At 53.4% G+C, this 25,071-nt stretch carries 24 protein-coding genes; 13 read left to right on the top strand and 11 right to left on the bottom strand.

Translation table 11 applies throughout. From position 1 onward, the window contains the following. Positions 1 to 2: 2 nt before the first annotated feature. The 4 genes from JK223_RS02280 to JK223_RS02265 all read left to right on the top strand — a co-directional run bounded on the left by JK223_RS02280 (position 3) and on the right by JK223_RS02265 (position 4,919). Positions 3 to 1,277: a YeaH/YhbH family protein gene (locus tag JK223_RS02280; RefSeq protein ID WP_212712582.1), complete on the top strand. Its 1,275-nt coding sequence runs from the start codon at positions 3 to 5 to the stop codon at positions 1,275 to 1,277. 252 nt (positions 1,278 to 1,529) lie between these two features. Beyond that, positions 1,530 to 1,628, top strand: a complete 99-nt coding sequence (locus JK223_RS02275) for a YoaK family small membrane protein (protein ID WP_212712646.1) — start codon at positions 1,530 to 1,532, stop codon at positions 1,626 to 1,628. 225 nt (positions 1,629 to 1,853) lie between these two features. Continuing rightward, the gene (locus JK223_RS02270; RefSeq protein ID WP_371813019.1) at positions 1,854 to 3,569 is read left to right on the top strand and encodes a potassium/proton antiporter; all 1,716 of its coding nucleotides are present in this window, start codon (positions 1,854 to 1,856) and stop codon (positions 3,567 to 3,569) included. Between the two features lie 159 nt (positions 3,570 to 3,728). Next, positions 3,729 to 4,919, top strand: a complete 1,191-nt coding sequence (locus tag JK223_RS02265) for a multidrug effflux MFS transporter (protein WP_212712580.1) — start codon at positions 3,729 to 3,731, stop codon at positions 4,917 to 4,919. A gap of 957 nt (positions 4,920 to 5,876) precedes the next feature. On the opposite strand, the gene dadX is transcribed toward JK223_RS02265, so the two are convergent. Together dadX and JK223_RS02255 are read right to left on the bottom strand one after the other, a co-directional pair. Next, positions 5,877 to 6,947, bottom strand: a complete 1,071-nt coding sequence (gene dadX, locus JK223_RS02260; protein WP_212712579.1) for a catabolic alanine racemase DadX — start codon at positions 6,945 to 6,947, stop codon at positions 5,877 to 5,879. A 16-nt stretch (positions 6,948 to 6,963) separates the two neighbouring features. Then, complete coding sequence (locus JK223_RS02255; protein WP_212712578.1) at positions 6,964 to 8,262, bottom strand: D-amino acid dehydrogenase; 1,299 nt, start codon at positions 8,260 to 8,262, stop codon at positions 6,964 to 6,966. Positions 8,263 to 8,741: 479 nt separating this feature from the next. Here JK223_RS02255 and JK223_RS02250 point away from each other — a divergent pair, with 479 nt between their 5' ends. Next, complete coding sequence (locus JK223_RS02250) at positions 8,742 to 10,277, top strand: SpoVR family protein (protein WP_212712577.1); 1,536 nt, start codon at positions 8,742 to 8,744, stop codon at positions 10,275 to 10,277. Positions 10,278 to 10,308: 31 nt separating this feature from the next. On the opposite strand, the gene fadR is transcribed toward JK223_RS02250, so the two are convergent. Further along, a complete protein-coding gene (gene fadR / locus JK223_RS02245) occupies positions 10,309 to 11,028 on the bottom strand; it encodes a fatty acid metabolism transcriptional regulator FadR (RefSeq protein WP_212712576.1) in 720 nt (239 codons plus the stop codon). Positions 11,029 to 11,287: 259 nt separating this feature from the next. Here fadR and dsbB point away from each other — a divergent pair, with 259 nt between their 5' ends. Beyond that, the gene (gene dsbB / locus JK223_RS02240) at positions 11,288 to 11,803 is read left to right on the top strand and encodes a disulfide bond formation protein DsbB (RefSeq protein ID WP_212712575.1); all 516 of its coding nucleotides are present in this window, start codon (positions 11,288 to 11,290) and stop codon (positions 11,801 to 11,803) included. A 35-nt stretch (positions 11,804 to 11,838) separates the two neighbouring features. Here dsbB and JK223_RS02235 read toward each other — a convergent pair whose 3' ends face one another. From JK223_RS02235 to JK223_RS02225, 3 genes are all read right to left on the bottom strand, one after another. Next, positions 11,839 to 12,285: a YcgN family cysteine cluster protein gene (locus tag JK223_RS02235; RefSeq protein ID WP_212712645.1), complete on the bottom strand. Its 447-nt coding sequence runs from the start codon at positions 12,283 to 12,285 to the stop codon at positions 11,839 to 11,841. A gap of 67 nt (positions 12,286 to 12,352) precedes the next feature. Beyond that, positions 12,353 to 13,012 (bottom strand): fumarylacetoacetate hydrolase family protein, encoded by a 660-nt coding sequence (locus tag JK223_RS02230; protein WP_212712574.1) that lies wholly within the window; start codon positions 13,010 to 13,012, stop codon positions 12,353 to 12,355. A 270-nt stretch (positions 13,013 to 13,282) separates the two neighbouring features. Continuing rightward, on the bottom strand, positions 13,283 to 13,555 hold the full coding sequence (locus JK223_RS02225; RefSeq protein ID WP_212712573.1) for a YcgL domain-containing protein: 273 nt from the start codon (positions 13,553 to 13,555) through the stop codon (positions 13,283 to 13,285). A gap of 157 nt (positions 13,556 to 13,712) precedes the next feature. Here JK223_RS02225 and minC point away from each other — a divergent pair, with 157 nt between their 5' ends. The 3 genes from minC to minE are packed head-to-tail and all read left to right on the top strand — an operon-like array spanning position 13,713 to position 15,560. After that, a complete protein-coding gene (gene minC / locus JK223_RS02220) occupies positions 13,713 to 14,441 on the top strand; it encodes a septum site-determining protein MinC (protein WP_212712572.1) in 729 nt (242 codons plus the stop codon). 33 nt (positions 14,442 to 14,474) lie between these two features. After that, entirely contained in the window at positions 14,475 to 15,287 is an 813-nt protein-coding gene (gene minD, locus JK223_RS02215) for a septum site-determining protein MinD (RefSeq protein WP_025903025.1), read from the top strand. Between the two features lie 3 nt (positions 15,288 to 15,290). Next, positions 15,291 to 15,560: a cell division topological specificity factor MinE gene (gene minE / locus JK223_RS02210; RefSeq protein WP_212712571.1), complete on the top strand. Its 270-nt coding sequence runs from the start codon at positions 15,291 to 15,293 to the stop codon at positions 15,558 to 15,560. Positions 15,561 to 15,613: 53 nt separating this feature from the next. Here minE and rnd read toward each other — a convergent pair whose 3' ends face one another. From rnd to JK223_RS02185, 4 genes are all read right to left on the bottom strand, one after another. After that, complete coding sequence (gene rnd / locus JK223_RS02205) at positions 15,614 to 16,735, bottom strand: ribonuclease D (protein WP_212712570.1); 1,122 nt, start codon at positions 16,733 to 16,735, stop codon at positions 15,614 to 15,616. Positions 16,736 to 17,344: 609 nt separating this feature from the next. Next, positions 17,345 to 17,944, bottom strand: a complete 600-nt coding sequence (locus JK223_RS02195; RefSeq protein WP_371813018.1) for a Slp family lipoprotein — start codon at positions 17,942 to 17,944, stop codon at positions 17,345 to 17,347. A 59-nt stretch (positions 17,945 to 18,003) separates the two neighbouring features. Next, positions 18,004 to 18,714: a tRNA (adenosine(37)-N6)-threonylcarbamoyltransferase complex dimerization subunit type 1 TsaB gene (gene tsaB, locus JK223_RS02190; protein ID WP_212712569.1), complete on the bottom strand. Its 711-nt coding sequence runs from the start codon at positions 18,712 to 18,714 to the stop codon at positions 18,004 to 18,006. 160 nt (positions 18,715 to 18,874) lie between these two features. Then, a complete protein-coding gene (locus JK223_RS02185) occupies positions 18,875 to 20,809 on the bottom strand; it encodes an ATP-dependent DNA helicase (protein ID WP_212712568.1) in 1,935 nt (644 codons plus the stop codon). A gap of 125 nt (positions 20,810 to 20,934) precedes the next feature. Between JK223_RS02185 and JK223_RS02180 the strand changes: the two genes are divergently transcribed. Beyond that, positions 20,935 to 21,279, top strand: coding sequence for a RidA family protein (locus JK223_RS02180; RefSeq protein WP_212712567.1), 345 nt, complete (start codon positions 20,935 to 20,937; stop codon positions 21,277 to 21,279). 6 nt (positions 21,280 to 21,285) lie between these two features. Here JK223_RS02180 and JK223_RS02175 read toward each other — a convergent pair whose 3' ends face one another. Beyond that, positions 21,286 to 21,480: a YoaH family protein gene (locus tag JK223_RS02175; protein WP_212712566.1), complete on the bottom strand. Its 195-nt coding sequence runs from the start codon at positions 21,478 to 21,480 to the stop codon at positions 21,286 to 21,288. Positions 21,481 to 21,594: 114 nt separating this feature from the next. On the opposite strand from JK223_RS02175, the gene pabB reads away from it, so the two are divergent. The 3 genes from pabB (at position 21,595) to JK223_RS02160 (ending at position 25,054) form a co-directional block, all read left to right on the top strand. Beyond that, the gene (gene pabB / locus JK223_RS02170; RefSeq protein WP_212712565.1) at positions 21,595 to 22,971 is read left to right on the top strand and encodes an aminodeoxychorismate synthase component 1; all 1,377 of its coding nucleotides are present in this window, start codon (positions 21,595 to 21,597) and stop codon (positions 22,969 to 22,971) included. Beyond that, positions 22,964 to 23,527: a CoA pyrophosphatase gene (locus JK223_RS02165; RefSeq protein ID WP_212712564.1), complete on the top strand. Its 564-nt coding sequence runs from the start codon at positions 22,964 to 22,966 to the stop codon at positions 23,525 to 23,527. The genes pabB and JK223_RS02165 overlap by 8 nt, the downstream gene beginning before the upstream one ends. A gap of 162 nt (positions 23,528 to 23,689) precedes the next feature. Beyond that, positions 23,690 to 25,054 carry an L-serine ammonia-lyase gene (locus JK223_RS02160; protein WP_212712563.1) on the top strand — a complete coding sequence of 455 codons (1,365 nt, stop codon included), beginning with the start codon at positions 23,690 to 23,692 and terminating at the stop codon, positions 25,052 to 25,054. Positions 25,055 to 25,071: the final 17 nt, after the last annotated feature.

Genomic DNA, 25,071 nt, shown 5'->3' with positions numbered 1-25,071 from the left:
TTATGTCCTATTTTATCGATCGGCGACTGAACGGTAAAAATAAAAGTGCGGTGAATCGTCAGCGCTTTTTACGTCGTTATAAATCGCAAATTAAAAAATCTATTGCTGATGCAATCAATAAACGCTCAGTCACCGATACCGGCAGCGGCGAGTCTGTTTCCATTCCTGTCGATGACATCCGCGAGCCTTCGTTTCACCAGGGCGGCGGTGGAGAACGAACCCGGGTTCATCCCGGCAATGATCAGTTTATTACCCACGATCGTATCGAACGTAACCCGGGGGGTGGCGGCTCTGGCTCCGGTCAGGGTGAGGCCAGTCAGCAGGGAGAAGGTGAAGACAGTTTCAGCTTTTCTATTTCAAAAGATGAATACCTTGACCTGCTGTTTGACGATCTGGCCCTGCCCAATCTGCAGAAAAATAACCAGAACCGCTTAACCGAATATAAAGTGCATCGTGCAGGTTATAGTGCTAACGGTGTGCCTTCTAATATCAGCGTCGTGCGTTCATTACAGAACTCGCTGGCGCGGCGAACAGCGATGACGGCGGGTAAGCGGCGGCTACTGGCAGAATGTGAACTGGCGCTTGCGGAGCTTCGTTGTCAGGAACCGGCACAGCTGCTGGAAGAGGAACGGCTGGAACGTGAAATCGCCGAACTGAAAGCCAGTATCGCCCGCGTTCCTTTTATTGATACCTTTGATTTGCGTTATAAAAATTTCGAAAAACGGGCTGAACCCTCCAGTCAGGCGGTGATGTTCTGCCTGATGGATGTGTCAGGCTCGATGGATCAGCCGACGAAAGATATGGCGAAACGGTTTTATATTCTGTTGTATTTATTTCTCAGCCGCAGCTATAAAAACGTTGAGGTGGTTTATATTCGCCACCACACGCAGGCAAAAGAAGTCGATGAGCATGAGTTTTTCTATTCACAGGAAACCGGAGGAACCATTGTCTCCAGTGCGCTGAAACTGATGAATGAGGTGATCAGGGAACGCTATGATCCGCAGCAGTGGAATATTTATGCCGCGCAGGCCTCCGACGGAGACAACTGGGCGGATGACTCCCCCCTCTGCCATGAATTGCTGGCCGCTGAACTGCTGCCGGTGGTCCGGTATTACAGTTATATTGAAATCACCCGCCGGGCCCATCAGACATTATGGCGTGAGTATGAGCAGTTACAGCATCGTTTTGAAAATTTTGCTATCCAGCAAATCCGCGAACCGGAAGATATTTACCCTGTGTTTCGTGAATTATTCCAACGTCAGACGGCCGGAAACTGAACCTGCTTCCCGGACCGGCCCTTTCTGGCCGGGAAGTTCTGCCCTCCCGTTTTACTGAACCGCTCACCGGACTCTGTACTTTTTCCTTTTTGCGGGGGTTATCTCTCTGCCGATAGCCTTAGACGATGCGTCCGGAGAGGATATTCGTTTATAATAGTGCGGCAGTTTTAGCGTTTCGCTGACACTGTGCATAACGCCTGTAAAAATCCCCTATCCTGCAGGCCTGCGGTTATCCATTTCCGGGAGCGTATGATGAAAATTGGCTATTTATTTCCGGTCGCGATTATTATTGCCGGTGTAGGTTTACTCATCTGGTTCGTGGCCAGCGGCGCATGGATGCCGGGACACTAAACATTGAAAGAAATACGACGGTTTATTACGCAGGCGCTATCGTTCACCGTTTATAACCGGCGTACGGGTGCGATCGATACGTCCATAAAGGCGCCGGGCTTGCCTGGTCAACCGCGACGGGTACAGATGACCCGATGATGATTTCCGGCCCGATTCAGGGATCCTGCAGAATATTATTTCTGCCACATTATTTATCTTCAGGGAGCAGTTACATTGGATTCCGGCATGATTTACAGTCTCTTCGTTATTGGCTCAGTGCTGGTAGCGTCCAGTATTATACTCAGTGCCTTCTCATCAAAACTGGGTATTCCTATTCTGGTGATCTTTCTTGCGCTGGGCATGCTGGCCGGGGAAGACGGCATCGGTGGCATTGCCTTTGATAACTATCCGGCTGCTTATCTGATCTCTAACCTGGCGCTGGCGGTTATCCTGCTGGACGGGGGCATGCGCACCCGCGTCGGTTCGCTGAAAGTGGCGCTCTGGCCTTCCCTGTCGCTGGCTACCATCGGTGTTTTGATCACCGCCGGACTGACCGGAATGATGGCCGCCTGGTTATTTCATCTCGACCTGATGCAGGGCTTCCTGATTGGCGCGATTATCGGTTCAACCGATGCCGCTGCCGTTTTTTCACTGTTAGGGGGAAAAGGGTTAAACGAACGTGTCAGCTCCACACTGGAAATCGAATCCGGCAGTAATGACCCGATGGCCGTGTTTCTGACCATTACGCTGATTGATATGATCCAGAAGGGACAAACCGGCCTGAACATGATGTTTCTGGTGCATCTGGTGCAGGAGTTCGGACTGGGCATTGTACTGGGCATCGGGGGTGGTTTCGCCATCCAGCAGTTAATTAACCGCATCACCTTACCGCCGGGCCTCTACCCGTTACTGGCCGTGAGTGGCGGGATCCTCGTCTTTGCCCTGACCACACTGATGGAAGGCAGCGGTATTCTGGCGGTGTATCTTTGCGGCTGCTGGCTGGGTAATACGCCGGTGCGCAACCGTAACGGTATCCTGCAGACTTTTGACGGAATGGCCTGGTTAAGCCAGATCGGGATGTTTATTGTTCTGGGGCTGTTAGTGGTGCCAACCGATTTATGGGAAATTGCACTCCCCGCCATGCTGCTTTCGCTGTGGCTTATTTTTATCGCACGGCCGTTGTCGGTATTTGCCGGTCTGTTACCGTTTAAGAACTTTACCCTGAGAGAACGTTTCTTTATCAGTTGGGTCGGCTTACGGGGAGCGGTACCCATCATCCTTGCCGTCTTCCCGATGATGGCCGGCCTGGATAACGCCAAGCTTTACTTTGATATCGCTTTCTTTGTGGTACTGGTGTCCCTGATGCTACAGGGAACCTCTCTGACCAAAGCGGCAAAGCTGGGTAAAGTGGTAGTCCCGCCCACCGCCGAGCCTATTCAACGTATCGGACTGGATATCCATCCGGATACCCAATGGGAAGAATTTGTCTATCAGCTCGGTGCGGACAAATGGTGCGTCGGTGCGGCACTGAGAGAGCTGGAAATGCCGGCAGATACCCGTATTGCAGCCCTGTTCCGCGGTAATGTGCTGATGCATCCGTCCGGGTCAACCCGTTTACAGGAAGATGACATCCTCTGTGTTATCGGGCGGGAAAAAGATTTGCCGGCGTTAGGTAAAATGTTCAGCCAGAGCCCGCCATCTGCACTGGAACAACGCTTTTTCGGCGATTTTATTCTGGATGCCGGCACCGACCTTTATGATATCGCACAGGTCTACGGGCTGGAACTGGATCCCGATGTTCAGGCTCATCAGCCGCTGTCCCGACTGATCGTTCAGCAACTGGGAGGCACACCGGTCATCGGTGACCAGCTCGAATGGATGAATGTCACCTGGACGGTTGCCGAAAAAGAAGGCAATGACATCCTGAAAGTCGGCGTAAGAATGAGCGGAGAACCTCTCTGAGCAGTGTCTGAAGGCGCCGATCCATTGCAATAATGCGGGGTCTGCGCCTGCCGTTAATGCTGTACGTTCCTGGTCCGCCGGAAAATTATTATTTAGCACTATTCGTTACCGCTGAAACAGGGTAATCTTGTCCGCTTTTTTCAGGTCACCTGTATATTTATGAATAAATACACTCTGTTACTGCTGAGTCTGGTCCTGCTAGCCCCGTTGGGTATTGACCTGTATCTGCCGACACTGCCACAGGTTGCTACCGGGCTGCATACCCCGGTGAGTAATATCCAGTCCACCATTCCTCTGTTCTTACTGGTGATGGGATTGGGTCAGTTAATCACCGGCCCCCTGGTCGATAACTTCGGCCGCAAACCCGTCGCTATGGCCGGATTAGGCCTTTACGCCGCCGGCAGCCTGACGGCAGCCCTCGCCGACCACTGGCCGGTGTTCCTGGCTGCACGGATAATCCAGGGCTGTGCTGTCTGCTGTACCGCGGTAGTCTCATTCAGTGGGGTCCGTGATCGTCTTAGCGGTGACGAAGCCGCGAAAACCTTTGGTTTTCTCAATGGCGCGCTGAATATCGTCCCCGCACTGGCCCCTTTACTGGGAGGAACTCTGGCTGAGTTCTGGGGATGGCGAGCGCCATTCAGTTTCCTTTGCCTGTATGCGGTGGTGGTTGGGGTGATCATTCTGCTGTTCCTGCCGGAAACACGTCCGAAAGAGACACTGAAAGTTCCCTTTTTCCCGCTAAAGCAGTATACGTCAATTCTTGCTGACCTGCGTTTTGTCTGTTTTGCGCTGGCAAATGCCGGAGCACTGGGGATGGTGCTGACCTATGTATCACTGGCCCCGCAGGTTTTGATGGAACAGGCGGGTCTGTCGTCTTTTGCTTTTGCGCTGGCCTTCGGTGCCAATGGCCTGTGGATCATGCTGGTCAGCAGTATCGTCAGTTATGTGATCCGTAAGGCCGGCCGCCCCTTCTGTCTGTTCTTCGGCGGACTATGCATGCTGATAGCGGCCGGTCTGCTGAGCAGTGAAGCCGTCCTGTTCAGTACGGCCATTCAGCACCACTGGCTGAGCTATATGTTGCCGGTCGCCCTGGCGGTCGCGGGCCTGGCGTTTATTATCGGCCCGGCCACCAGCTATGCGCTGGAGCCGTACCAGCAGCAGGCGGGGATGGCATCGGCATTACAGGGGTTCTTCCAGATGGCAGGGGGGGCCGGGGGCAGTCTGTGTATGCTTGCGCTGCCTCTGACCCCACAACACGCGCTTTCTTTTATGATGCTGATCGGCGCTGCACTGGCCTTTATCGCCTGGCGCTGCAGTCACTCCGTAAAAGGCACCCTGACCGAACTATAAGGGACGGAGGCCTCTGTTGATGTCCGGGCACACCACCGTCGCCCGGCCATTTTTTTGTGTTACCCCGCCTGACCGGACTCCTGCCGGCACGTTGCTGCCGGTAAAACCCCCGGCCTTGTTTACCGAAGGCTTGCTTCAGTGAAACACGGTCATTGCAGACTACCGCCTCTCTTTATCCCTTCAGCCCTGTTTTCCCTTTCAGAGTCACTGACCAGCACTTCGGACAGAATTAACCGAAGCGGACGGACCGCGGGAGCCGTCAGAACACTCTGTGCGGCACGCCGCCTGCGACCTCCAGCTTCGCGGGGGAAAGAAAGCTGCAGAGATGAAAGAAATACCTCACGCGGGTGAATGAAACTCTACTGACCGGCGACATCCTGGCGCAGGGAAACCAGGCAGGCAGTAGCAGACGTTCAGGACTCCACAGCCGTACCCGGCAGACGACACACTTCCCCCTGGCGATACAGGGTTGAACGTTGCTACGCTCTGTCTGCGGTTCCTGAACGCAGCCATAAAGCACGCATAGCCCGAACTTCTGCCGGTTATCACTGCAGACCGGAACACCCTCATAGACGCGCCAGCCCGTAAAAGACGAGGCTCAGGCCATCGCTGTGAGAGACAGTCAGCGATAGCAACCGCCTGCTGTTACTGTAATCAGAGATATATCAGTCACGCGCCAGCCCGTAAAAAACGAGACTCCGGCCATCGCTGTGAGGGATAGTCTGCGATAGCGACCGCCTGCTGTTACTCCAGTCAGGGATATATCAGGCACGCGCCAGCCCGTAAAAACGAGGCTCAGGCCATTGCTATGAGGGACAGACAGCGATAGCGACTGACGACTGTTTCTGCGGAGGGGGTGTAGGGTGAGCGTCTTTAACCACAAGAGAATTAAGAGAAACCTGTGCTGCGGGAGCGAAACGGTGACAGCCTCCCGGATAAAGGGAGGCTGTTGGCCGGTTAAAGGATGCGAAATGGCACCCGGGGGGCGACTGCGCACATCAGTTCATACCCTACAGTATCGGAAGCCGCGGCCACATCATCGATATGCACCTGCTCTCCCCACAGTTCGACCTTCGAGCCAATATGAGCCTCAGGACAGGGAGTGAGATCCACCATAATCATGTCCATAGAGACACGGCCCACGGTGCGGGTCAGAATACCGTCGACGGCTACCGGGGTCCCGGAGGGTGCATGACGCGGGTAGCCATCGGCATAACCACAGGCCACCACGCCAATCCGTTGCGCACTTCCGGCATGGTAACGGTAACCGTACCCCACGCCTTCCCCTTGCTGTAACTGCTGGATACCGATGATCTCGCTGTGCAACTGCATGACCGGTTGCAATCCGGTATCGGCGATATCCTGCCAGCGACCCGAAGGCGATGCGCCGTAGAGAATAATGCCAGGCCGGACCCATTGATGATGGGTATGCGGGTGCCACAATGTCGCCGCCGAGTTGGCGAAACAGCGTGGCAGTGCCATCCCCTCTGCTGCAGCATCGAGCAGAGCCACCGGCTCTGTCACGCCGTCCGGCTCTTCACCGCGGGCGAAGTGCGTCATCAGGGTCATTTCGCCGACATTAGGCAGCGCTGCCAGCCGCCGCCAGACATCTTTCAGTTGTTCCGGACGAAAGCCCAGACGATTCATCCCGCTGTTAATTTTGACATAGATGTTCAGCGGCGCGGATAGCCGGGCATTCGCCAGAGCCTCAATCTGCCACTCACTGTGTACGCTGGTGGTCAGACGATAGCGGTCCAGCAAGACCAGGTCCTCAGCTTTAAAAAAGCCTTCCAGTAACAACACCGGTTTCTGCCAGCCCTGCTCACGCAGCAGGATGGCTTCTTCATAGTTCAGCAGCGCGAAACCGTCGGCAGAACTCAGGGCCTGATAACATCGGGAAATACCGTGCCCGTAAGCATTGGCTTTAACCACTGTCCAGATGTTGGCGTCCGGCGCTTTTTTTCTGATAATCGCTAAATTCTGTTCTAACGCCTGTTGATTTACCGTGGCGATAATCGGTCGGGACATCTTACTCTCCTGAAACTCAACTGACGGCTCTGATACCAGACAAGGATGACCGGCCATCAAAACCCGGCAAGTAGCGCATCACCGACAAGTCATCCACCGCAATATCCGGGGTATTACCGGAAATAATATCGGCAATCAGCTTTCCGGAACCACAAGCCATCGTCCATCCCAGTGTACCGTGCCCGGTGTTCAGGTACAGATTCGTCAGCGGTGTCCGGCCAACGATCGGAGTACCATCCGGAGTCATCGGGCGCAAACCGGTCCAGAATGTTGCCTGTTCAACAAATCCGCCTTCAGGATAGAGATCCCTGACCACCATCTCCAGTGTTTCTCTGCGAGCCGGTAACAGTTTGGTGTTAAAACCAACAATCTCAGCCATCCCCCCGACCCGGATACGGTTATCAAAGCGTGTCACTGCGACTTTATAGGTTTCGTCCAGGATGGTGGATTCCGGTGCGCCGTCCGCGTTCTTCACCGGAATCGTCAGAGAGTACCCTTTCAGCGGATAGACAGGGACTGAAACGATGTCTTTCAGCAACGCGGTAGAATAGGAGCCACACGCTACAATATAACGATCAGCGGTAAGGATTTCCGCACCGCATTTCACCCCGCTGATGCTATTGCCGTCGCGCAGCAGCTGGTCGATCGTCACGTTATAGCGGAATGTCACACCGGCCTGTTCAGCCATGGCTGCCAGCCGGCGGGTGAATAACTGACAATCTCCGGTTTCATCATTCGGTAACTGTAACCCGCCGGTCAGTTTATGCTGCGTGGCTGCCAGCGCAGGTTCAATGCAATGCAGCTCACCGGACTGCAGCAACCGGTAAGGAACACCTGCCTCCTCCAGGACTTTGATATCCTTAGAGGCACTCTCAAACTGCTGTTCGGTACGAAATAACTGCAGGGTTCCGCCCTGACGGCCTTCATAACGGATACCGGTGGTCGCCCGCAGATCTTTCAGGCAATCCCTGCTGTATTCTGCAATCCGCACCATACGGCTTTTGTTTTGCTGGTAATGTGGCAGGGTGCAGTTCTTCAGCATCTGCAACATCCATTGCAGCTGGAAGGTGGTCCCGTCCGGGCGAATCGACAACGGGGAATGCTTCTGGAACATCCATTTGACCGCCTTCAGGGGGATCCCTGGCGCTGCCCAGGGCGAAGCGTATCCGGGAGAGATCTGCCCGGCATTGCCGGCACTGGTCTCTTCTGCCGGTCCGCTACTACGATCGATGACCGTGACTTCATGACCTGCCTGCGCCAGATACCAGGCGCTCGTCACCCCGACGACACCACTTCCAAGAATCAAAACCTTCATACCACCCCCGCAGCATAATAAACCTGATAAAGACCTTTGGTGCAGTGTTATCAACTAACACTACCCCTATGACCCGATTCAGGCTATTTCACCTTTTTTTTACTTCTCTGGTAACTAAAATCAGCACTAAAGTGAATATTCAGTAGTTAAATCGGTTTAATATTAAAAATTAGTAGTTAATTATGCGGATATGCGCTTTACGAAAGGTTGTCAGAATTTTTAAATGTTGCCATAAATTTACCTTATATACAGGATATTATCCTGTTTTAATGACCAAAATTCAGCTTTCAGACGCAAAAATAGTCCGTAAGCGGATTCAGCCTTTTTTTGTCGCCATTTTTCTCCTGCCATCGTTACTGCCCCGCTAAACTATCGACTATCCTTAAAAGGTACCTGACAGGTACGCAACCGTTTCTTTCATCAGGATGATGGTGCCGGTTCGCCGGAAGATAATTCGCTGCAGAAAGACGAGGTGCGCTATGACAACCTTTTTTGACCGACCAGTCCTGCGGCCAGAGCGCCTGAGTGATGGCCCGGACTGGACGTTTGATTTGCTCGAACAATACCTGTCTGAAATTGACAGAGTCGCTAAGCATTACCGCCTGGAGACCTATCCTCATCAGATAGAAGTCATTACTTCAGAACAGATGATGGATGCCTACTCCAGTATCGGTATGCCGATCAATTACACCCATTGGTCCTTCGGCAAAAAATTTATTGAAACCGAGCAACTCTACAAACACGGACAGCAGGGGCTGGCCTACGAAATCGTCATCAATTCCAATCCCTGTATCGCGTATCTGATGGAAGAAAACACCATGACCATGCAGGCCCTGGTGATGGCCCACGCCTGCTACGGACATAACTCTTTCTTTAAAAATAACTACCTGTTTCGTAGCTGGACGGATGCCGGATCGATCGTCGACTATCTGCTGTTCGCCAGAAATTACATCGCAGACTGTGAAGAAAAATACGGTATCGATACGGTGGAGCGCTTACTGGACTCCTGCCATGCCCTGATGAACTATGGCGTCGACCGCTATAAGCGCCCCCAGAAGATATCTCTGCAGGAAGAGAAGGTGCGCCAGCAGAGCCGGGAAGCCTACCTGCAGAGTCAGATAAATACCCTGTGGCGTACCTTACCGCGCAAAGAAAAAGAGACGGCAGAAGCCTCTGTCCCCCGTTATCCGACAGAACCTCAGGAAAACCTGCTCTATTTCATGGAAAAAAATGCCCCGTTGCTCGAGCCCTGGCAGCGCGAGATTTTACGCATCGTCCGTAAAATCAGTCAGTATTTCTATCCGCAGAAACAGACCCAGGTCATGAACGAAGGCTGGGCAACGTTCTGGCACTATACCCTGCTGAATCATCTGTATGACGAAGGTAAAGTCACTGACCGGTTTATGCTGGAATTTTTGCATAACCATACCAATGTGATCGCGCAACCGCCCTACAACAGTTCGTGGTATAGCGGAATTAATCCTTATGCGCTTGGATTTGCCATGTTTCAGGATATCAGGCGCATCTGTGAACAGCCGACGGAGGAAGATAAGCGCTGGTTCCCGGATATCGCCGGTAAAGACTGGCTGGAAACACTGCATTTCGCCATGCGGGAATTTAAAGATGAAAGTTTTATCAGCCAGTTTCTGTCGCCGAAACTGATTCGGGATTTCAGGTTATTTGCGGTGGCCGATGACTATCGAAAGAACTATCTGGAAATTTCCGCCATCCACGACGACGAAGGGTATCAGACCATCCGTCAGCAATTGTCAGCACAATATAATCTGAGTCAGCTGGAACCCAATATTCAGGTATGGAATGTGGATTTGCGGGGTGACCGGTCATTAACACTGCGCTATGTACCACAAAAAAAAGTCTCTCTGGCGGAAAGCAGGACAGAAGTCATGAAGCATATCCACCGGTTATGGGGATTTGATGTCCTGCTGGAACAGGAAAATGAAGACGGTAGTGTGGAATTACTTGAACGCTGCCCTGCCCGTGCCCCTCATCAGTAATATCAGCGCCGGGAGGACCGGCGCAACGCATTCACGGAGACTCTGCGGTACTCTTCTGCAGGGAGGACTGCAGCGCGTGCCAGATTTCCGCGCTGCGCCGGCCGTAATCGCGGATCGTCTCCGCCACCTCTGATTTATTCACCCCGGCCAGGCTCAGTTCATAAAGCTTATGATAAAAACCGTAGGCCTGCTGTCGCGCTTCATCCAGCGAGAAATACTGACGCCCTGCCCGGGTGAACAGCCCTTTCAGGCCGTTAATGATCAGACCATAGATAGGATTGCCGGAGGCAAAAGCAAGCCCCTGGAACAGCTTATAGTCGATGTCGGTATACTCTGCGCTGTCAGCCGCTGCATTCAGGGCTTCGCTCAGCACCTGTTGTGCCTGCTGCGGGTTTTGGGTAAATGCCCGGCTGATAAAAATACTCGCCATACTGGTGCGCACCGCAAAAAGATTATCGATCATTTGCGGAACACTTTCATGGTCAAGGTGTGCCAGCGTCTCAAGCAGATTAAGACCGGACGTTTCCCAGAAATTATTCACCCGCGTCGGTTTCCCGTGGCGGATAGTCAGCCAGCCATCCCGGGATAAGCGTTGCAGAACTTCACGGAGCGTTGTTCGGGTCACACCGATAAGTTCCGACAATTCGCGTTCGGCAGGCAAATAAGTTCCTGGCGGAAAACGACTGTTCCAGATGCTTTCGATAATATATTCTTCAGCAAATCCTGCAGGAGTCTGCGCCTTAATCACCATAACGTTTCTTTCTCTTCACCTGACGTGCTTTTGACGAAAAAAATATCATAGCAAAAGCCTGTCCGGCGACATAGCATCCGGATAACTAAAACGGGATCAGCATCATCAATTCACAGGGGGTCTGATCATTGCGGAGTCGTTTGTCAGAAAAAGTGGTCGTCCTCTGACAACTTCTGTTGATACTATCCTCACAGAAAGATGGCATATCTGAAGTTTTGGTTTACACTTCCGGACATCCGGATTAAATAAGGAAAACAGTATGTTAGTAATGTTAAATCGCTGTTCCAGAGGCCGCGGCGCCTGGCTTCTGCTGGCCCTGACAGCGCTGGCGCTTGAACTCACCGCGCTCTGGTTCCAGCATGTCATGGGTCTGAAGCCCTGCGTGATGTGTATTTATGAGCGCTGTGCATTATTAGGCGTACTGCTGGCAGGCATTGTGGGTGCTATCGCCCCGGCAACTCCGCTACGCTTTGCCGGGATCATTATCTGGCTGGTGGGTGCGACTGAAGGACTCAGGTTATCATGGGAACATACCATGCTGCAGATCCATCCCCCGCTGTTCGCGACCTGTGACTTCAAAGCCCGTTTTCCTTCATGGCTGCCACTGGATCAGTGGGTGCCGGGAATGTTTGTCGCAAACGGTAACTGCCTGGATCGTAGCTGGACGCTTTTCAACCTCAGCATGCCTGAGTGGCTGGTCGGTGTATTTGCCGCCTATCTGCTGGTCGCGGTTGTGGTGTTAATTGCCCAGATAAGCCTGTTCAGAAGGAAATAAGCCGGGCGGGACGTCCCGGCCAGGGTGCAGTCATGTTAGCAACCCCTGTCGGGACGTTCGATGATATGATCTTCCCAGTTCTGCACTTCACTTTCCCGCACGGCAATATATCTGACCGAAATACGATTCGCATGCATCTCTTTTGCAGACCCGGTACGCAACGGATGCCAGGCGGGTAAGGGTTTCCCTTCAGCCAGTAACCGGTACCCGCACGTCCGTGGGAGCCATGAAAAGGTCGGCAGATTTTCACGCGTCAGCTTGATGCAATCGGGTTCATATTCGAAACGATTTTCATAGTGCCGGCAACGACAGCTTTTGATGTTCAGTAAATTACAGGCCACGTTAGTGAAGTAAATTTCATCCGTATCGGCGTCCTGTAATTTATTCAGACAACACTGTCCGCAGCCATCACAGACGGATTCCCACTGCTCATCGGTCATGTCTTCAAGGCGCCTGGTTTCCCAGAATGGGGCGTTTGTCATCATTAGCAATTTCTCTTTATCCGTTTCAGGCGCCCGTTATAAAGAGTCATCGCCCGATATGCAAGCCCTACGCGACCCGCGTCGTTATCGCATGACCGGCGAATGAGACTGTCAGCGCATCGCCGGCAGTCAGTGGTCCGACGCCCTCCGGAGTCCCGGTGAGAATAATATCACCGGGCCGCAGGGTGAAAAAACGTGACATATAGGCGATCAACGGCACTATCTTGTGGATCATGTCGCGGGTATTCCCTGACTGACGGACTTCTCCGTTGATCTCCAGCTGCAGCGCGGTGTTTTGCGGATCACTCGCAAATTCCGCGGCAGGGACGAACCCGGAAACGGGGCAGGAATTATCAAAGCCTTTTGACTTTTCCCACGGCTGCCCTTTCTTCTTCAGACCTGCCTGCACCGAGCGCAGGGTCAAATCCAGCGCAACACCGTAACCGGCAATCGCCGGTAAGATCTGTTCTTCGTCAGCCTGTTGTAAAGTGCTGCCTATCAGCACGGCCAGCTCGGTTTCATGATGGATCTCGCCAAAACCGGTAAGCAGATGTAGCGGCTGCCGTAAATCACAGAGTGCAGTTTCCGGTTTAATAAAGACAACCGGCTCTTCCGGGGTAATACTGCCCATTTCACTGATATGCTTCGCGTAGTTACTGCCAACACAAACGACTTTGCCTGCCGGAAGATCCAGTAACTCTCCCTGCCAGTTCCGATGCTGATACATGCCGAGCCCTCGTTACAAAAAGTGAACAATTAGCGGACTATAATTATCAGGAAAACATAGAAAAGAAAATAGTTCTCAACCGGCTAAGCCAATCTTTGCCGGAGAAACCGGTAACAAACTCTTATCCCGGATTACCGTTAATGAAAATCTGCTGCCCGGTGAGAGATAAAAAGACGGGGTAACGATGGGGTTCATACAGAAAATGTGAAACGGGATGCAAGGCACACCCCGAAAATAATACTGGTTATAATTACAGAGTAATCTTAATAATTAATTTTTCGCAGAAGCCAGATGTGTTTTAAGTAAGTTTTCAACCGGCGGCGGCACCTGTAAATAATAGCCTTTTTCCTGCAACTCCTGCTTCACTTTATGGATATCTGCACTGCCTAATTTTTCCCGCCCGGCCAGGGATAGCACCATTGCCAGCACTGGCTTGCCAAAACCTTTCAGGAGTTCCTCAGGGACACGGGAGAAGTCATCTTTTTTTTCAATATACAGATAGGTCTGATCCCGTAATGAACTTCTGTAGATGGCACATAACATATTTTTCTCCGAATTAATCTCTGTGGTGACTTGCCCTAATAATAGTGTAACTATAACATGACAAGAGTCATTCGAATATTGAACCTTCTGGGCCAATGGCGGATATTTAAACGCCTGTTCAGAAATGAAACTGTAAAAACAGGACTGGTCAGGACAGATGTCGCAAACGCCAATTGAACTTAAAGGAAGCAGTTTTACTTTATCTGTTGTACATCTTCACCACACACAGCCCGAAGTGATCCGTCAGGCGATTCAGGAAAAAATTGATCAGGCTCCGGCATTTCTTAAAAATGCCCCGGTCGTTCTGAATATTTCCTCGTTAACCGCCGACGTTAACTGGCCGCAAATCCAGTCTGCGATCACCTCGACGGGCTTGCGTATTATGGGTGTCAGCGGTTGTAAAGATGAACAGCTAAAGCAACTGATTCAGGCTGCAGGTCTGCCGGTATTGACCGAGGGAAAAGATGTACGCAAGGCCCGTGAGAGCGAACCGGCACCTGCCCGCGCAGAACCCCCGGTGGTAGCCCCTCCTGCGGTGAGTGAGGGAGAGAAATTTACCCGTACGCGGATTATTAACACTCCGGTACGCTCGGGCCAGCAAATTTATGCTAAAAATGCCGATTTGATCGTCACCAGCAGTGTCAGTGCCGGTGCAGAACTTGTAGCAGATGGTAATATTCATATCTACGGAATGATGCGGGGCCGCGCCCTGGCGGGAGCCAGTGGTGATCAGAGCGCCGAAATTTTTTGTACCCATTTAGCGGCAGAACTGGTGTCCATTGCCGGTGAATACTGGATCATGGACCAGATACCGTCAGAATATTCCGGACAGGCCGCACGCTTGTCGTTAACTGACGGTGTACTGTCGATTAAAACACTTAATTAGACCCCTTTTCTATTGTTAAGGAAATCATCATATATGGCACGCATTATTGTAGTTACATCGGGCAAAGGGGGCGTTGGCAAGACCACGTCAAGCGCGGCCATCGCTACCGGTTTAGCGCAGAAAGGGAAAAAAACCGTCGTTATCGATTTCGATATCGGTCTGCGTAATCTGGACCTGATCATGGGATGCGAACGCCGGGTTGTCTATGACTTTGTTAATGTTATCCAGGGTGATGCCACGCTGAACCAGGCATTAATCAAAGATAAACGTACCGAAAATCTGTTTATCCTGCCCGCCTCCCAGACTCGCGATAAAGATGCCCTCACCTATGAAGGTGTCGAGAAAGTACTGAACGAACTCTCTGACCTTGATTTCGACTTTGTGGTGTGTGATTCGCCTGCCGGTATCGAAACCGGAGCGCTGATGGCTCTCTATTTCGCCGATGAAGCTATCATCACTACCAACCCTGAAGTCTCTTCTGTCCGTGACTCTGACCGTATCCTCGGGATTATCGCCTCTAAGTCACGCCGTGCAGAAAAAGGTGAAACACCTATCAAAGAACATCTGCTGCTGACCCGTTACAACCCGGGCCGTGTCAGCCGTGGCGATATGTTAAGCATGGAAGACGTACTGGAAATTCTGCGTATCCCGCTGGTAGGGGTGATCCCTGAAGACCAGTCAGTGCTGCGTGCTTCAAACCAGGGGGAACCTGTGATTCTGGATACGATTTCAGATGCAGGTAAAGCCTATGCTGACACCGTCGATCGCTTACTCGGCGAAGAACGTCCCTTCCGCTTTATTGAAGAAGAGAAGAAGGGTTTCCTAAAACGCCTGTTCGGGGGATAAGACATGGCATTACTTGATTTCTTTTTATCCCGGAAAAAACATACTGCAAATATTGCTAAAGAACGCCTGCAGATCATCGTCGCGGAACGGCGTCGTGGAGACAGTGAACCCCATTACCTTCCGCAATTGAAACGCGATATTCTGGAAGTGATTTGTAAGTATGTGAAGATTGATCCGGAGATGGTTACCGTTCAGTTGGACCAGAAAGGGGATGATATCTCGATTCTTGAGCTTAACGTGACATTACCGGAAGCCGAAGAAGCCGCGAAATGAGTCTCTGCAACCGATAGTGAATGCCGCGCTGACCTGCGGCATTCACCGGTTTATTATTTACCGTCGATAATGGCGGTAATTTCCTGTCCCATCAGTTTACCCCGCCAGCCTTTCAGCAACTCCGGCGTACGACTCACAGGTTTAATTTTCCAGTGTTCACTCAGTACCTGGTTTATCTGCCGGCGCGAGGCCAGCAGTTCCTGGCTGAAACCGGTGCGGTCACTGACCGATTTAATGCAGGCTTTCAGATCCTTAAACAGGACTTTATAGCCAGGGCATTCGATCAGATTTTTCAACGGTAACGGATAGCTCTCTTCCGGGGCTTCTTTGGCCGCGGCGACCAGACGAAGCAGCGTTTCACCATGGAAACGTATTTCAGGGCCAGCGAGCCCCATCTGTTGTAACTCTCCCAGTGAACCCGGCAGATAACGGGCGACTTTCCAAAGGTTTTCCTCTTTGACGACGAAATTAACCGCCATATCTTTACGCCGTGCATAATTCAGTCGCCATTCTGCCAGCTTCTGCAGCGCCGCCAGTTGTAACGGCCGCAACTGCCAGGCCTGACTGATATCAATCCATGCCTGATCCGCAGGCAGAATATCTCTGCGTCTGTCGCACAGCATCGTGCATTCACTGAGCGCATCCGCCAGGACCTGTTTTTCTTCGGCCTGCTGATGCAGTTTCTGCGCGATCGGCAACAGATACCAGACATCTGCCGCCGCATAATCGCACTGGCGTTCACTGAGAGGCCTGGCCAGCCAGTCAGTACGTGATTCACTTTTATCCAGCGTCACGCCCTCGAACTCTGACACCATCGCTGCAAACCCCAGTGACATCGGGAAGCCCAGGAACGCCGCCAGGATCTGGGTATCGACCATAGGTTCAGGCAAAACGCCGAAACGGTTCAGGAAGACTTCCAGATCTTCTCCGCCGGCATGCAGATATTTCACCACCTGAACATCACTCAGTAAGGCTTTAAAGGGCGTCCAGTCGCTGATATCCAGGGGGTCAATCAGCGTCAGGACATCGCCGTCAAACAACTGGATCAATCCCAGTTGCGGGTAATAGGTCCGGGTCCGGACAAACTCGGTATCCAGGGCAACGGCAGTTTTCTGTCTGGCAGCGTCACAAACCTCTGCCAGTTGCTGGCTGGTATGAATTAATTGATAGTTCAAAGCAACATTCTCTCTTACTGTGGAAATGCATCACAGCGATAATGAAAAAACGCCAGACTGATCCGGCGTTGATATAAAATAGTCCGGGATCCACCGAAGGGGGTATTGGCGGGGCCTGTGCCTGACCGGCGGAACTGTGCCGGCCAGCCGAAGAGTCCGGCATCCGGGGTCAACATTCTTCGGCGTCTGTATACCCTGTCAGATTATTACAGTCAGGGTCAAGTAACACTTTGCACGTCTGCCCATTATCTGTTGTGCAGCACCCGGTCTTATCAATTTTTAGCCATCCCGGGGGAGAAATATCACGCATTAGCTGGACCCGGCGAAGCTCCCCATAAAAAAACCGGTCTTCGGTACTTAGGCGCGCAAATTCTGTGATATTTACAGTTCGATCGGGCAGGCGCTAAGCTCTTTTCGTCCCTCATCGGGACCCCTTTTGATTTCCTGTTAAACCTTTGCAGTGGCCAGACCGCAAGGTGTTTTAACAAATCAATAGGTTTTTTTATCCGCGACCCAGCGCTGAAAGCTTTACGCCCCCCGGCCTGTCCGGGGGATTTCCAAAGACAGAAGACCGTGGCCGGCAGGCCACGGTCTTTATCACCGAATCACTTATTCCGTCAGATAAGACTGAACCGTGGCCGGCCCCGGGTTATAAAATCCCCACCAGGGGTTCGCGACCCAGTAACCATGACGATACCGTCCGGGGCCAGGGCCATAAACAAACCACGGATCCATCGGTTGCGGCGGAGTCATCACCTGTCTGACCAGATGCCAGCGCTGATAACCTGTGACATCAATGACCAGGAATTTATAGGAGGCATTACCGACTTTACCTTCATCGGTACCGCGGATATTCCCCAGAACCGTCAGATACTGGTTATTCAGGTTCACCGGGTCGACAAAGGCAGGTACGTCCGCGTAAATCCGGCCGATGGATGCCGCCCCCAGTACCGGCCGGGCAGTATCATCCAGGGGTTGTACGGCCAGCTCTATGCGTGTCAGGCCATTGGTATTGTTCACGCTGACCACTTTACCGCCGAACCGTGACTCCTGACCGACATAGAGCTGAGGCGCATTCATCACCTGTACCAGATTCTGCTGAGGCAGCGCTGAATGACCGCGGATGCTCTGCGGCACCGTAGCACATCCTGACAACAGTAATACCGAGGCCAGCATCATTGCCGGGCAATGTTTAATCAGTTTCATCATGATTATCTCCTGAATGTTAGCCGTTGCCGCACATCATCCGAATACCTCTGCTACCGGCATTATCTGCCGGGCAATTTTTTCCATGTCACTTCATTACGCAGATACACCGGTTCAATGTCTGCTGCCTGTGACACTTCCCCCCGCTGAAGGAGCACGGTGGCCAGGGGCAGCATATCTTCTGCCGCCGGTAATTCACTGGCACCGTCTGTCAGTTGCAGGGTATGCCCCTGCTGTAATTCCGGATAGGCCTGCCACCCTGTACCTGCCATTGCCCAGCGGCCTGAAAGTGACTGCATGCGCAGAATGGCCTGAGCCGGGCTTAACACGGCTTCGCTATCGCCGCCCTGCCACTCACCGGAGGCATCACGCTGATACTCTGCCCAATAGACCTCACCCATGCGGGCATCGATAGCGGCCAGCACTCTGTCCGCCTGACAGCGTCTGAAGGCTCCCTGTGCCAGAGTGGCCAGGGTAGAGACGCCGACCATCGGCAGGCCGGCACCGAGCGCCAGCCCCTGAGCAATACCAATGCCAATACGGACACCGGTAAAACTGCCTGGCCCCCGACAGAACACCAGGGCATCCAGAGCATTCAATGCCAGATCCTGTCCTGCCAGTAATTCCGCCACCAGCGGCAGGATCTTCCGGGTGTGGTCACGGGGAGCGATCTCAAACCGTGCATCCTGCTGCTGTTGATTCAGGATGGCTGCCGAACAGGCTTCTGTCGCAGTATCCAGGGCTAAAAGTTTCAGTGTTGAGATATCTTGCATAATTTTTCGTTATTAATAAGTGTGAACAACCGGCGAGGATCGCTAAGGCATTTCTCCTGTCCGCCCTCTTCCGGTAAGACTATTCTACACCGCTGAGGTGCAGGGATACATTGCTGTAACATCAGGGAATGCCAATGATTCGCAACAAAATAAGACAGGCTTAAGTTTCACCGCTCTCCTCCGTCACCTGCGCAGCCCCGGCCGTAATAAAGGCTTCCGCCCGGGCGAGATCCCGGGTGCGGGGTGTGTCGGGCAGGCTATTAAGGAAAAGCTCACCGTAAGGTCTCGACACCAGTCTTGCATCACAAATGACCAGCACTCCGCGATCCGTCACATCACGGATCAATCGTCCGGCCCCCTGCTTCAGCGTAATGACCGCATCCGGCAGTTGTACTTCATCAAAAGGATCCAGCCCCCGGTGACGTGCATCTTCCATCCTCGCCTTCAGTAATGGGTCTTCCGGTGAGGTAAAGGGGAGCTTATCGATAATGACCAGAGACAACGCATCACCACGGACATCCACCCCTTCCCAGAAACTGCTGGTCGCCACCAGCAAGGCATTGCCTGCCTCAATGAACTGCTGCAGGATCCTGCCTTTACTGGTTTCTCCTTGCAACAATACCGGCAGGGTCAGTAACTCCCTGAATTCTGCCGCCAGTTCCCGCATCATCTGATAGGAGGTACATAAAAAGAAGCAGCGCCCCTGGTTAGCCTCAATTAACGGCGCAAGCATGGCGGCCAGTTGTTTCGCCGCACCGGGCCGCTGGTTTTCGGGCAGATTTCGTGGCACACACAGCAGTGCCTGCTGACGATAATCGAAAGGACTGCTGAGGATCAGTTGCCTGGCACCGCTTACCCCAAGCCGGTCGGCGAAGTGGTCCATTTTACCGTTAACCGACAGGGTAGCAGAGGTAAAAATCCAGGCGGCTTTACGGGCATCCATCACCTCACGGAAGCGTTCAGCGACCGAGAGCGGTGTCAGTGCCAGCGTAAAATGACGGGCATTACATTCATACCAGTAACTGAACCCTGCCTCACTGGTCTGACTGATGCGTTTAAGCCGCGTCCGGTATTGCGCCGCCCGTTCAAAAGCAGCATCGAGTAAGGCTGAACGGCCAAGGCTGAGTTTGATGACGTCGTAGCATAGCTCCAGCGCATCATCCAGCAAGACCAGCATGCGTGAGACATCGGGACGCTGTAACACCTCCCGCAGATTACCGCGATAGCCAGGATCCCCCAGCATCAGGCGAAAGTCCTGACTGGCCTGTACCAGCCGGTCGGCGGCTTTCTGTAACTGCTGTACATCCCGCACCTCGGTACGGTACGCAATGGTGATATCGCGCGACAGATCCTGCAACTGGCGTCCGGAAATTTGCTGCCCGAAATACTGGCTGGCAATATCAGGAAGCTGGTGTGCCTCATCAAATATCATCACATCGGCCTCGGGGATCAGCTCGGCAAAGCCGCTCTCTTTGACCACCAGATCAGCAAGGAAGAGATGATGGTTAACCACCACCACATCTGCATCCATCGCCCGCTGACGCGCTTTGACCACGAAGCAGTCACTGTAGCGCGGACAGTCGCTGCCCAGGCAGTTATCATTGGTACTGGTCACCAGCGGCCATAAGCTGCTGTCCTCTGCCACACTGCCGCAACTGCTGATATCCCCGTCGATAGTCAGGGACGACCAGCCGCGGACACTGGCTAAATCACTTAATGCCTGTACCGGCAGGTCGCCGCCGGAGAGGTTTTGCTGATCCATCCTTTCCAGACACAGGTAATTCGACCGTCCTTTCAGAAGCGCGGTTTTACCTTTATAGGACAGGGCATTGACGATGGTCGGAAGATCCCGGGTATAAAGCTGGTCCTGTAATGCACGGGAACCGGTAGAGACGATCACTTTTTTACCGGAGCGCAGGGCCGGAACCAGATAAGCGAAAGTCTTGCCAGTACCGGTACCGGCCTCCGCGACCAGCTCCTTCCCTTCGGTAATTGCGGCAGTGACAGCCTGAGCCATTTCCCGCTGGGCCTCGCGGGGCCGGAAACCCGGAATGGCATCGGTCAGGACCCCTCCCGGGGAAAAATCTTCAGTCACATCGCCTCTCTCGTCATTCGGTTGCACCCCGCAATTATGTCAGTAATCCCGCCTGCTCACCACCAGGGATGACATATTCCTCCTGATATGGCAGGCTGACGGACATTGTTACTAAGGAGTTGTCAATGACCATTACACGAATCGATCCCGAACACCGTATGTCCGAAGCCGTAATTCACGACCAGACGGTGTATTACACCAGTGTCCCGGAAGATCTTGACGGCGATGCGCTGGCACAGACCGCCGATGCGCTGGCCGTTATCGATAAGATACTGACCCGCGTCGGTAGCGATAAAAGCAAAATCCTCGACGCCACTATTTTCCTGACCGATAAGGCCGATTTTGATGCCATGAACCAGGCCTGGGATGCCTGGGTCTCTCCGGGTAATGCCCCGGTCCGCTGCACCGTACTGGCCGGCCTGATGCATCCGAAATACAAAGTAGAAATTAAGGTGATCGCCGCGTTATAACCGGCACTATTCCTGTTCGTCTTCTTCGTCTTCATCTTCAAAACGCGCCAGGCTGATCCCGCCCTGGTGCGTTTCACGAATTTCTGCAGCAACCTGTGCGATAGCCTCACCACTGGACATGCCATCGGCAATCAGTTGATGAATGCGTTCGACGGCCTGTTGTTGCTGTTCAACCGAAAGTGCCGGTAATCCTTTAAACATAATAACCTCTGTCAGACAACGGCCCGGTGCAGGATGCACCAGATAACGGATGTCAGTGATAAAAAAATATGTCAGGCTATAGTCAGTTTAGTTTCTGACAACGCCCTGACACTTATGACCCTGAAAACAATTTCCCTGCCATACACTCCGGATGCGCTCACCGGCTGGTTTTCGCGTGTTGCTGAATTGCCGTGGGCTATGCTGTTAAGCTCTTCCGCGGCCGATCATCACGACAATCGCTTTGATATTTTCAGCGCTGACCCGCGACTGACACTGACCACCCGTGGCACTGAAACCACGATTGAAGACGCTGAGGGCCGCCGGCTATCCGGCCGGGATCCGCTGACGCTGGTACAGGAAGCCCTCGAACTGTTACCGGCTATCGACACCCCCGATGCGGATCTTCCTTTTACCGGCGGGGCGCTGGGTCTGTTTGGCTATGATCTGGGACGACGCTTTGAACACCTTCCCCGACGGGCGATCAACGATCTGCAGACACCCGATATGGCGGTCGGCATTTATGACTGGGCGATGATAGCAGATCACCATCTGAAACGCCTTACTCTGCTCAGTCTGGGCGATGTCAGTCACCGTCTGCACTGGCTTAATGAACGCCCCTCGTCCGCCCGGCCTGCGTTCCGTTTACTGAGCGAGTGGGAAAGTAATTTATCGGCTCCGGACTATGCCCGATGTTTCGGCCGGGTAAAAGAGTATATCCATGCCGGTGACTGTTACCAGATAAATCTGGCACAACGGTTCAGTGCTGCTTATGAAGGCAGTGAGTGGCAAGCCTGGGAACATCTGAGTCATGAAAACCGTGCACCTTTCAGCGCCTTTATTCGTCTTGAGTCGAGCTGTCTGCTGAGTCTCTCCCCGGAACGCTTTCTTAAGGTCTCGGGGAGTGAGATAGAAACCCGGCCGATTAAAGGAACGCGCCCCCGGATGAGTGATCCGCACGAAGATGCCCGGCAGGCCGCAGAACTCGCTATCGCAGAGAAAGATCGGGCAGAAAACCTGATGATTGTCGACCTGCTGCGTAACGATATCGGCCGTATTGCCACACCAGGCAGCGTCACCGTGCCTGAACTGTTCGTCGTAGAACCTTTCCCGGCGGTGCATCATCTGGTCAGCACGGTTCGCGGAACCCTGCCGGCCGGGCTGCACCCGACAGATCTGCTACGGGCCTGCTTTCCGGGCGGTTCGATTACCGGAGCACCGAAAATCCGGGCCATGGAAATCATCGATGAACTTGAACCGCATCGGCGCAATGCCTGGTGTGGCAGCATCGGTTATCTCAGCCGCTGCGGTACGATGGACACCAGTATCACTATCCGGACACTGACCGCCGAAGGCGGAAAGCTTTACTGTACGGCAGGCGGAGGTATCGTGGCCGACAGTGTGCTGGAACAGGAGTATCAGGAAACCTTCCATAAAGTACAACGGATCCTGCCGGCACTGCAGCGTTTATCCGCAACGGCCGGCAATGAATAGCGCGGAGTTCCGTCAGCGGTTCCTGTCGCTGTTACCTCCGGAAAGTCCACCGCCCTCCCCGGGGGGCCGTGAGGCGGCCGTCCTGGTGCCGGTGGTCACCTATCCTGAACCGCGCCTGTTGCTGACCAAACGAGCCACACATTTGCGACATCATCCCGGACAGGTCGCCTTCCCCGGCGGTAAACGGGATCCGGCTGACCGTTCACTGATGCAGACCGCCCTGCGGGAAACCGGTGAAGAACTGGGGCTGTCCCCCTCTCAGATCGAGATTATCGGCACCCTCCCCGCCGTCAGCAGTCAGACCGGCTTCCATGTGACCCCGTTTGTGGCGTTATTAAGTCCCGGCACCCCGCTGACACCCGAACCGGGGGAAGTGGCACTGAGCTTTGAAGTACCGTTAGCCGCCCTGCTTTCGCCTGCGAACTTTTTCCGGCTGGAGGTGCTGCGTAACGGACATCCCCATAGGGTGTGGGTGGTGGATTACCAAAAGCATTTTATCTGGGGCATGACTGCAGGTATTATTCGCAGCCTCGGAAAACAGATAACCGGTGAATAACCGTTTTCAGCGATAATCCCTGTCTTTATCTCCCTTTTCCGCCGATAATTATTCCGGGTGCCACACCCGGAACACATTTTACTGTGCTGATGTGCGGGTCTGCCTGCAAAGCGATCGCGATCAGCCGGATATCGCCAGTTTGACCAGAGTACGGGAGTTTTTGTGATAAGTGTCTTCGACATGTTTAAAGTAGGTATCGGTCCTTCCAGTTCTCATACGGTAGGGCCTATGAAGGCGGGCAAAGAATTTGCTGATGCGCTGATTGCCGAAGATAAACTTACCCTGACGACCCGCATTTCAGTGGATGTCTATGGTTCACTCTCCCTCACCGGACACGGACACCATACGGACATTGCCATCATCATGGGGCTGTCCGGGGCGGCCCCGGATACCGTGGATATAGATGCCATTCCGGCGTTTGTGGCCGATGTCGGCCAGCGACAACGCCTGCCGATCGCCGGCGGTACACATGAGGTGGATTTCCCGCGGGAAGGCGGCATGACCTTCCGCAGCGATAATCTGCCGCTGCATGAAAACGGGCTGACCCTGACCGCCTGGCAGGACGACATGTGCCTGATGAAGAAGACCTACTATTCCGTGGGCGGCGGTTTTATCATTGAAGAAGCGCAGTTCGGACAACCGGTTCTCGATGAGGTTGAAGTGCCCTATCCGTTCAACACCGCCCGTGAATTACTCGAAAGCTGCCATCGCACCGGTCAGTCCGTTTCCGGTCTGGTCCTGAAAAATGAGCTGGCGCTGCATAGCCGCAGCGAGATTGAAGACTATTTTTCTACCGTCTGGCAGACGATGCAGGCCTGTATCGACCGCGGCTTAAATACCGAAGGTGTATTGCCGGGGCCGTTGCGTGTTCCGCGCCGTGCCGCCTCTCTGCGACGCCTGCTGGTTTCCGGCAGTCAGCATTCCAGTGACCCGATGAACGTGATCGACTGGGTGAATATGTTCGCCCTGGCGGTGAATGAAGAGAATGCGGCCGGTGGCCGGGTGGTGACCGCTCCGACCAACGGGGCGTGCGGGATAATCCCGGCGGTGCTCTCTTACTACCATCAGTTTGTCTCGCCGGTCAGTCAGGAAGTGGCCTTGCGCTATTTTCTTGCCTCCGGGGCTATCGGGATCCTGTATAAAATGAATGCCTCTATTTCCGGCGCCGAAGTCGGTTGCCAGGGCGAAGTTGGTGTGGCTTGCTCGATGGCGGCAGCCGGTCTGGCGGAGTTGTCAGGGGCCAGTCCGGAGCAGGTCTGTATCGCAGCTGAGATAGGTATGGAACATAACCTCGGACTGACCTGTGATCCGGTGGCAGGCCAGGTTCAGGTTCCCTGTATTGAACGTAATGCTATCGCTTCGGTGAAGGCCATCAATGCCGCACGTATGGCACTGCGCCGTACCAGTGCCCCGCGGGTTTCGCTCGATAAGGTGATCGAAACGATGTATGAGACCGGAAAAGATATGAATGCAAAATATCGTGAAACTTCCCGTGGCGGGCTGGCGATAAAGGTGCAGTGTGATTAACGACGCAGCATAAGCCG

It is taken from the genome of Tatumella sp. JGM118, from assembly GCF_018257515.1.
Lineage (GTDB): Bacteria > Pseudomonadota > Gammaproteobacteria > Enterobacterales > Enterobacteriaceae > Tatumella > Tatumella terrea.
The sequence above is the reverse complement of the archived record's forward strand: the minus strand, read 5'-3'. Positions and strand labels throughout refer to the sequence as shown.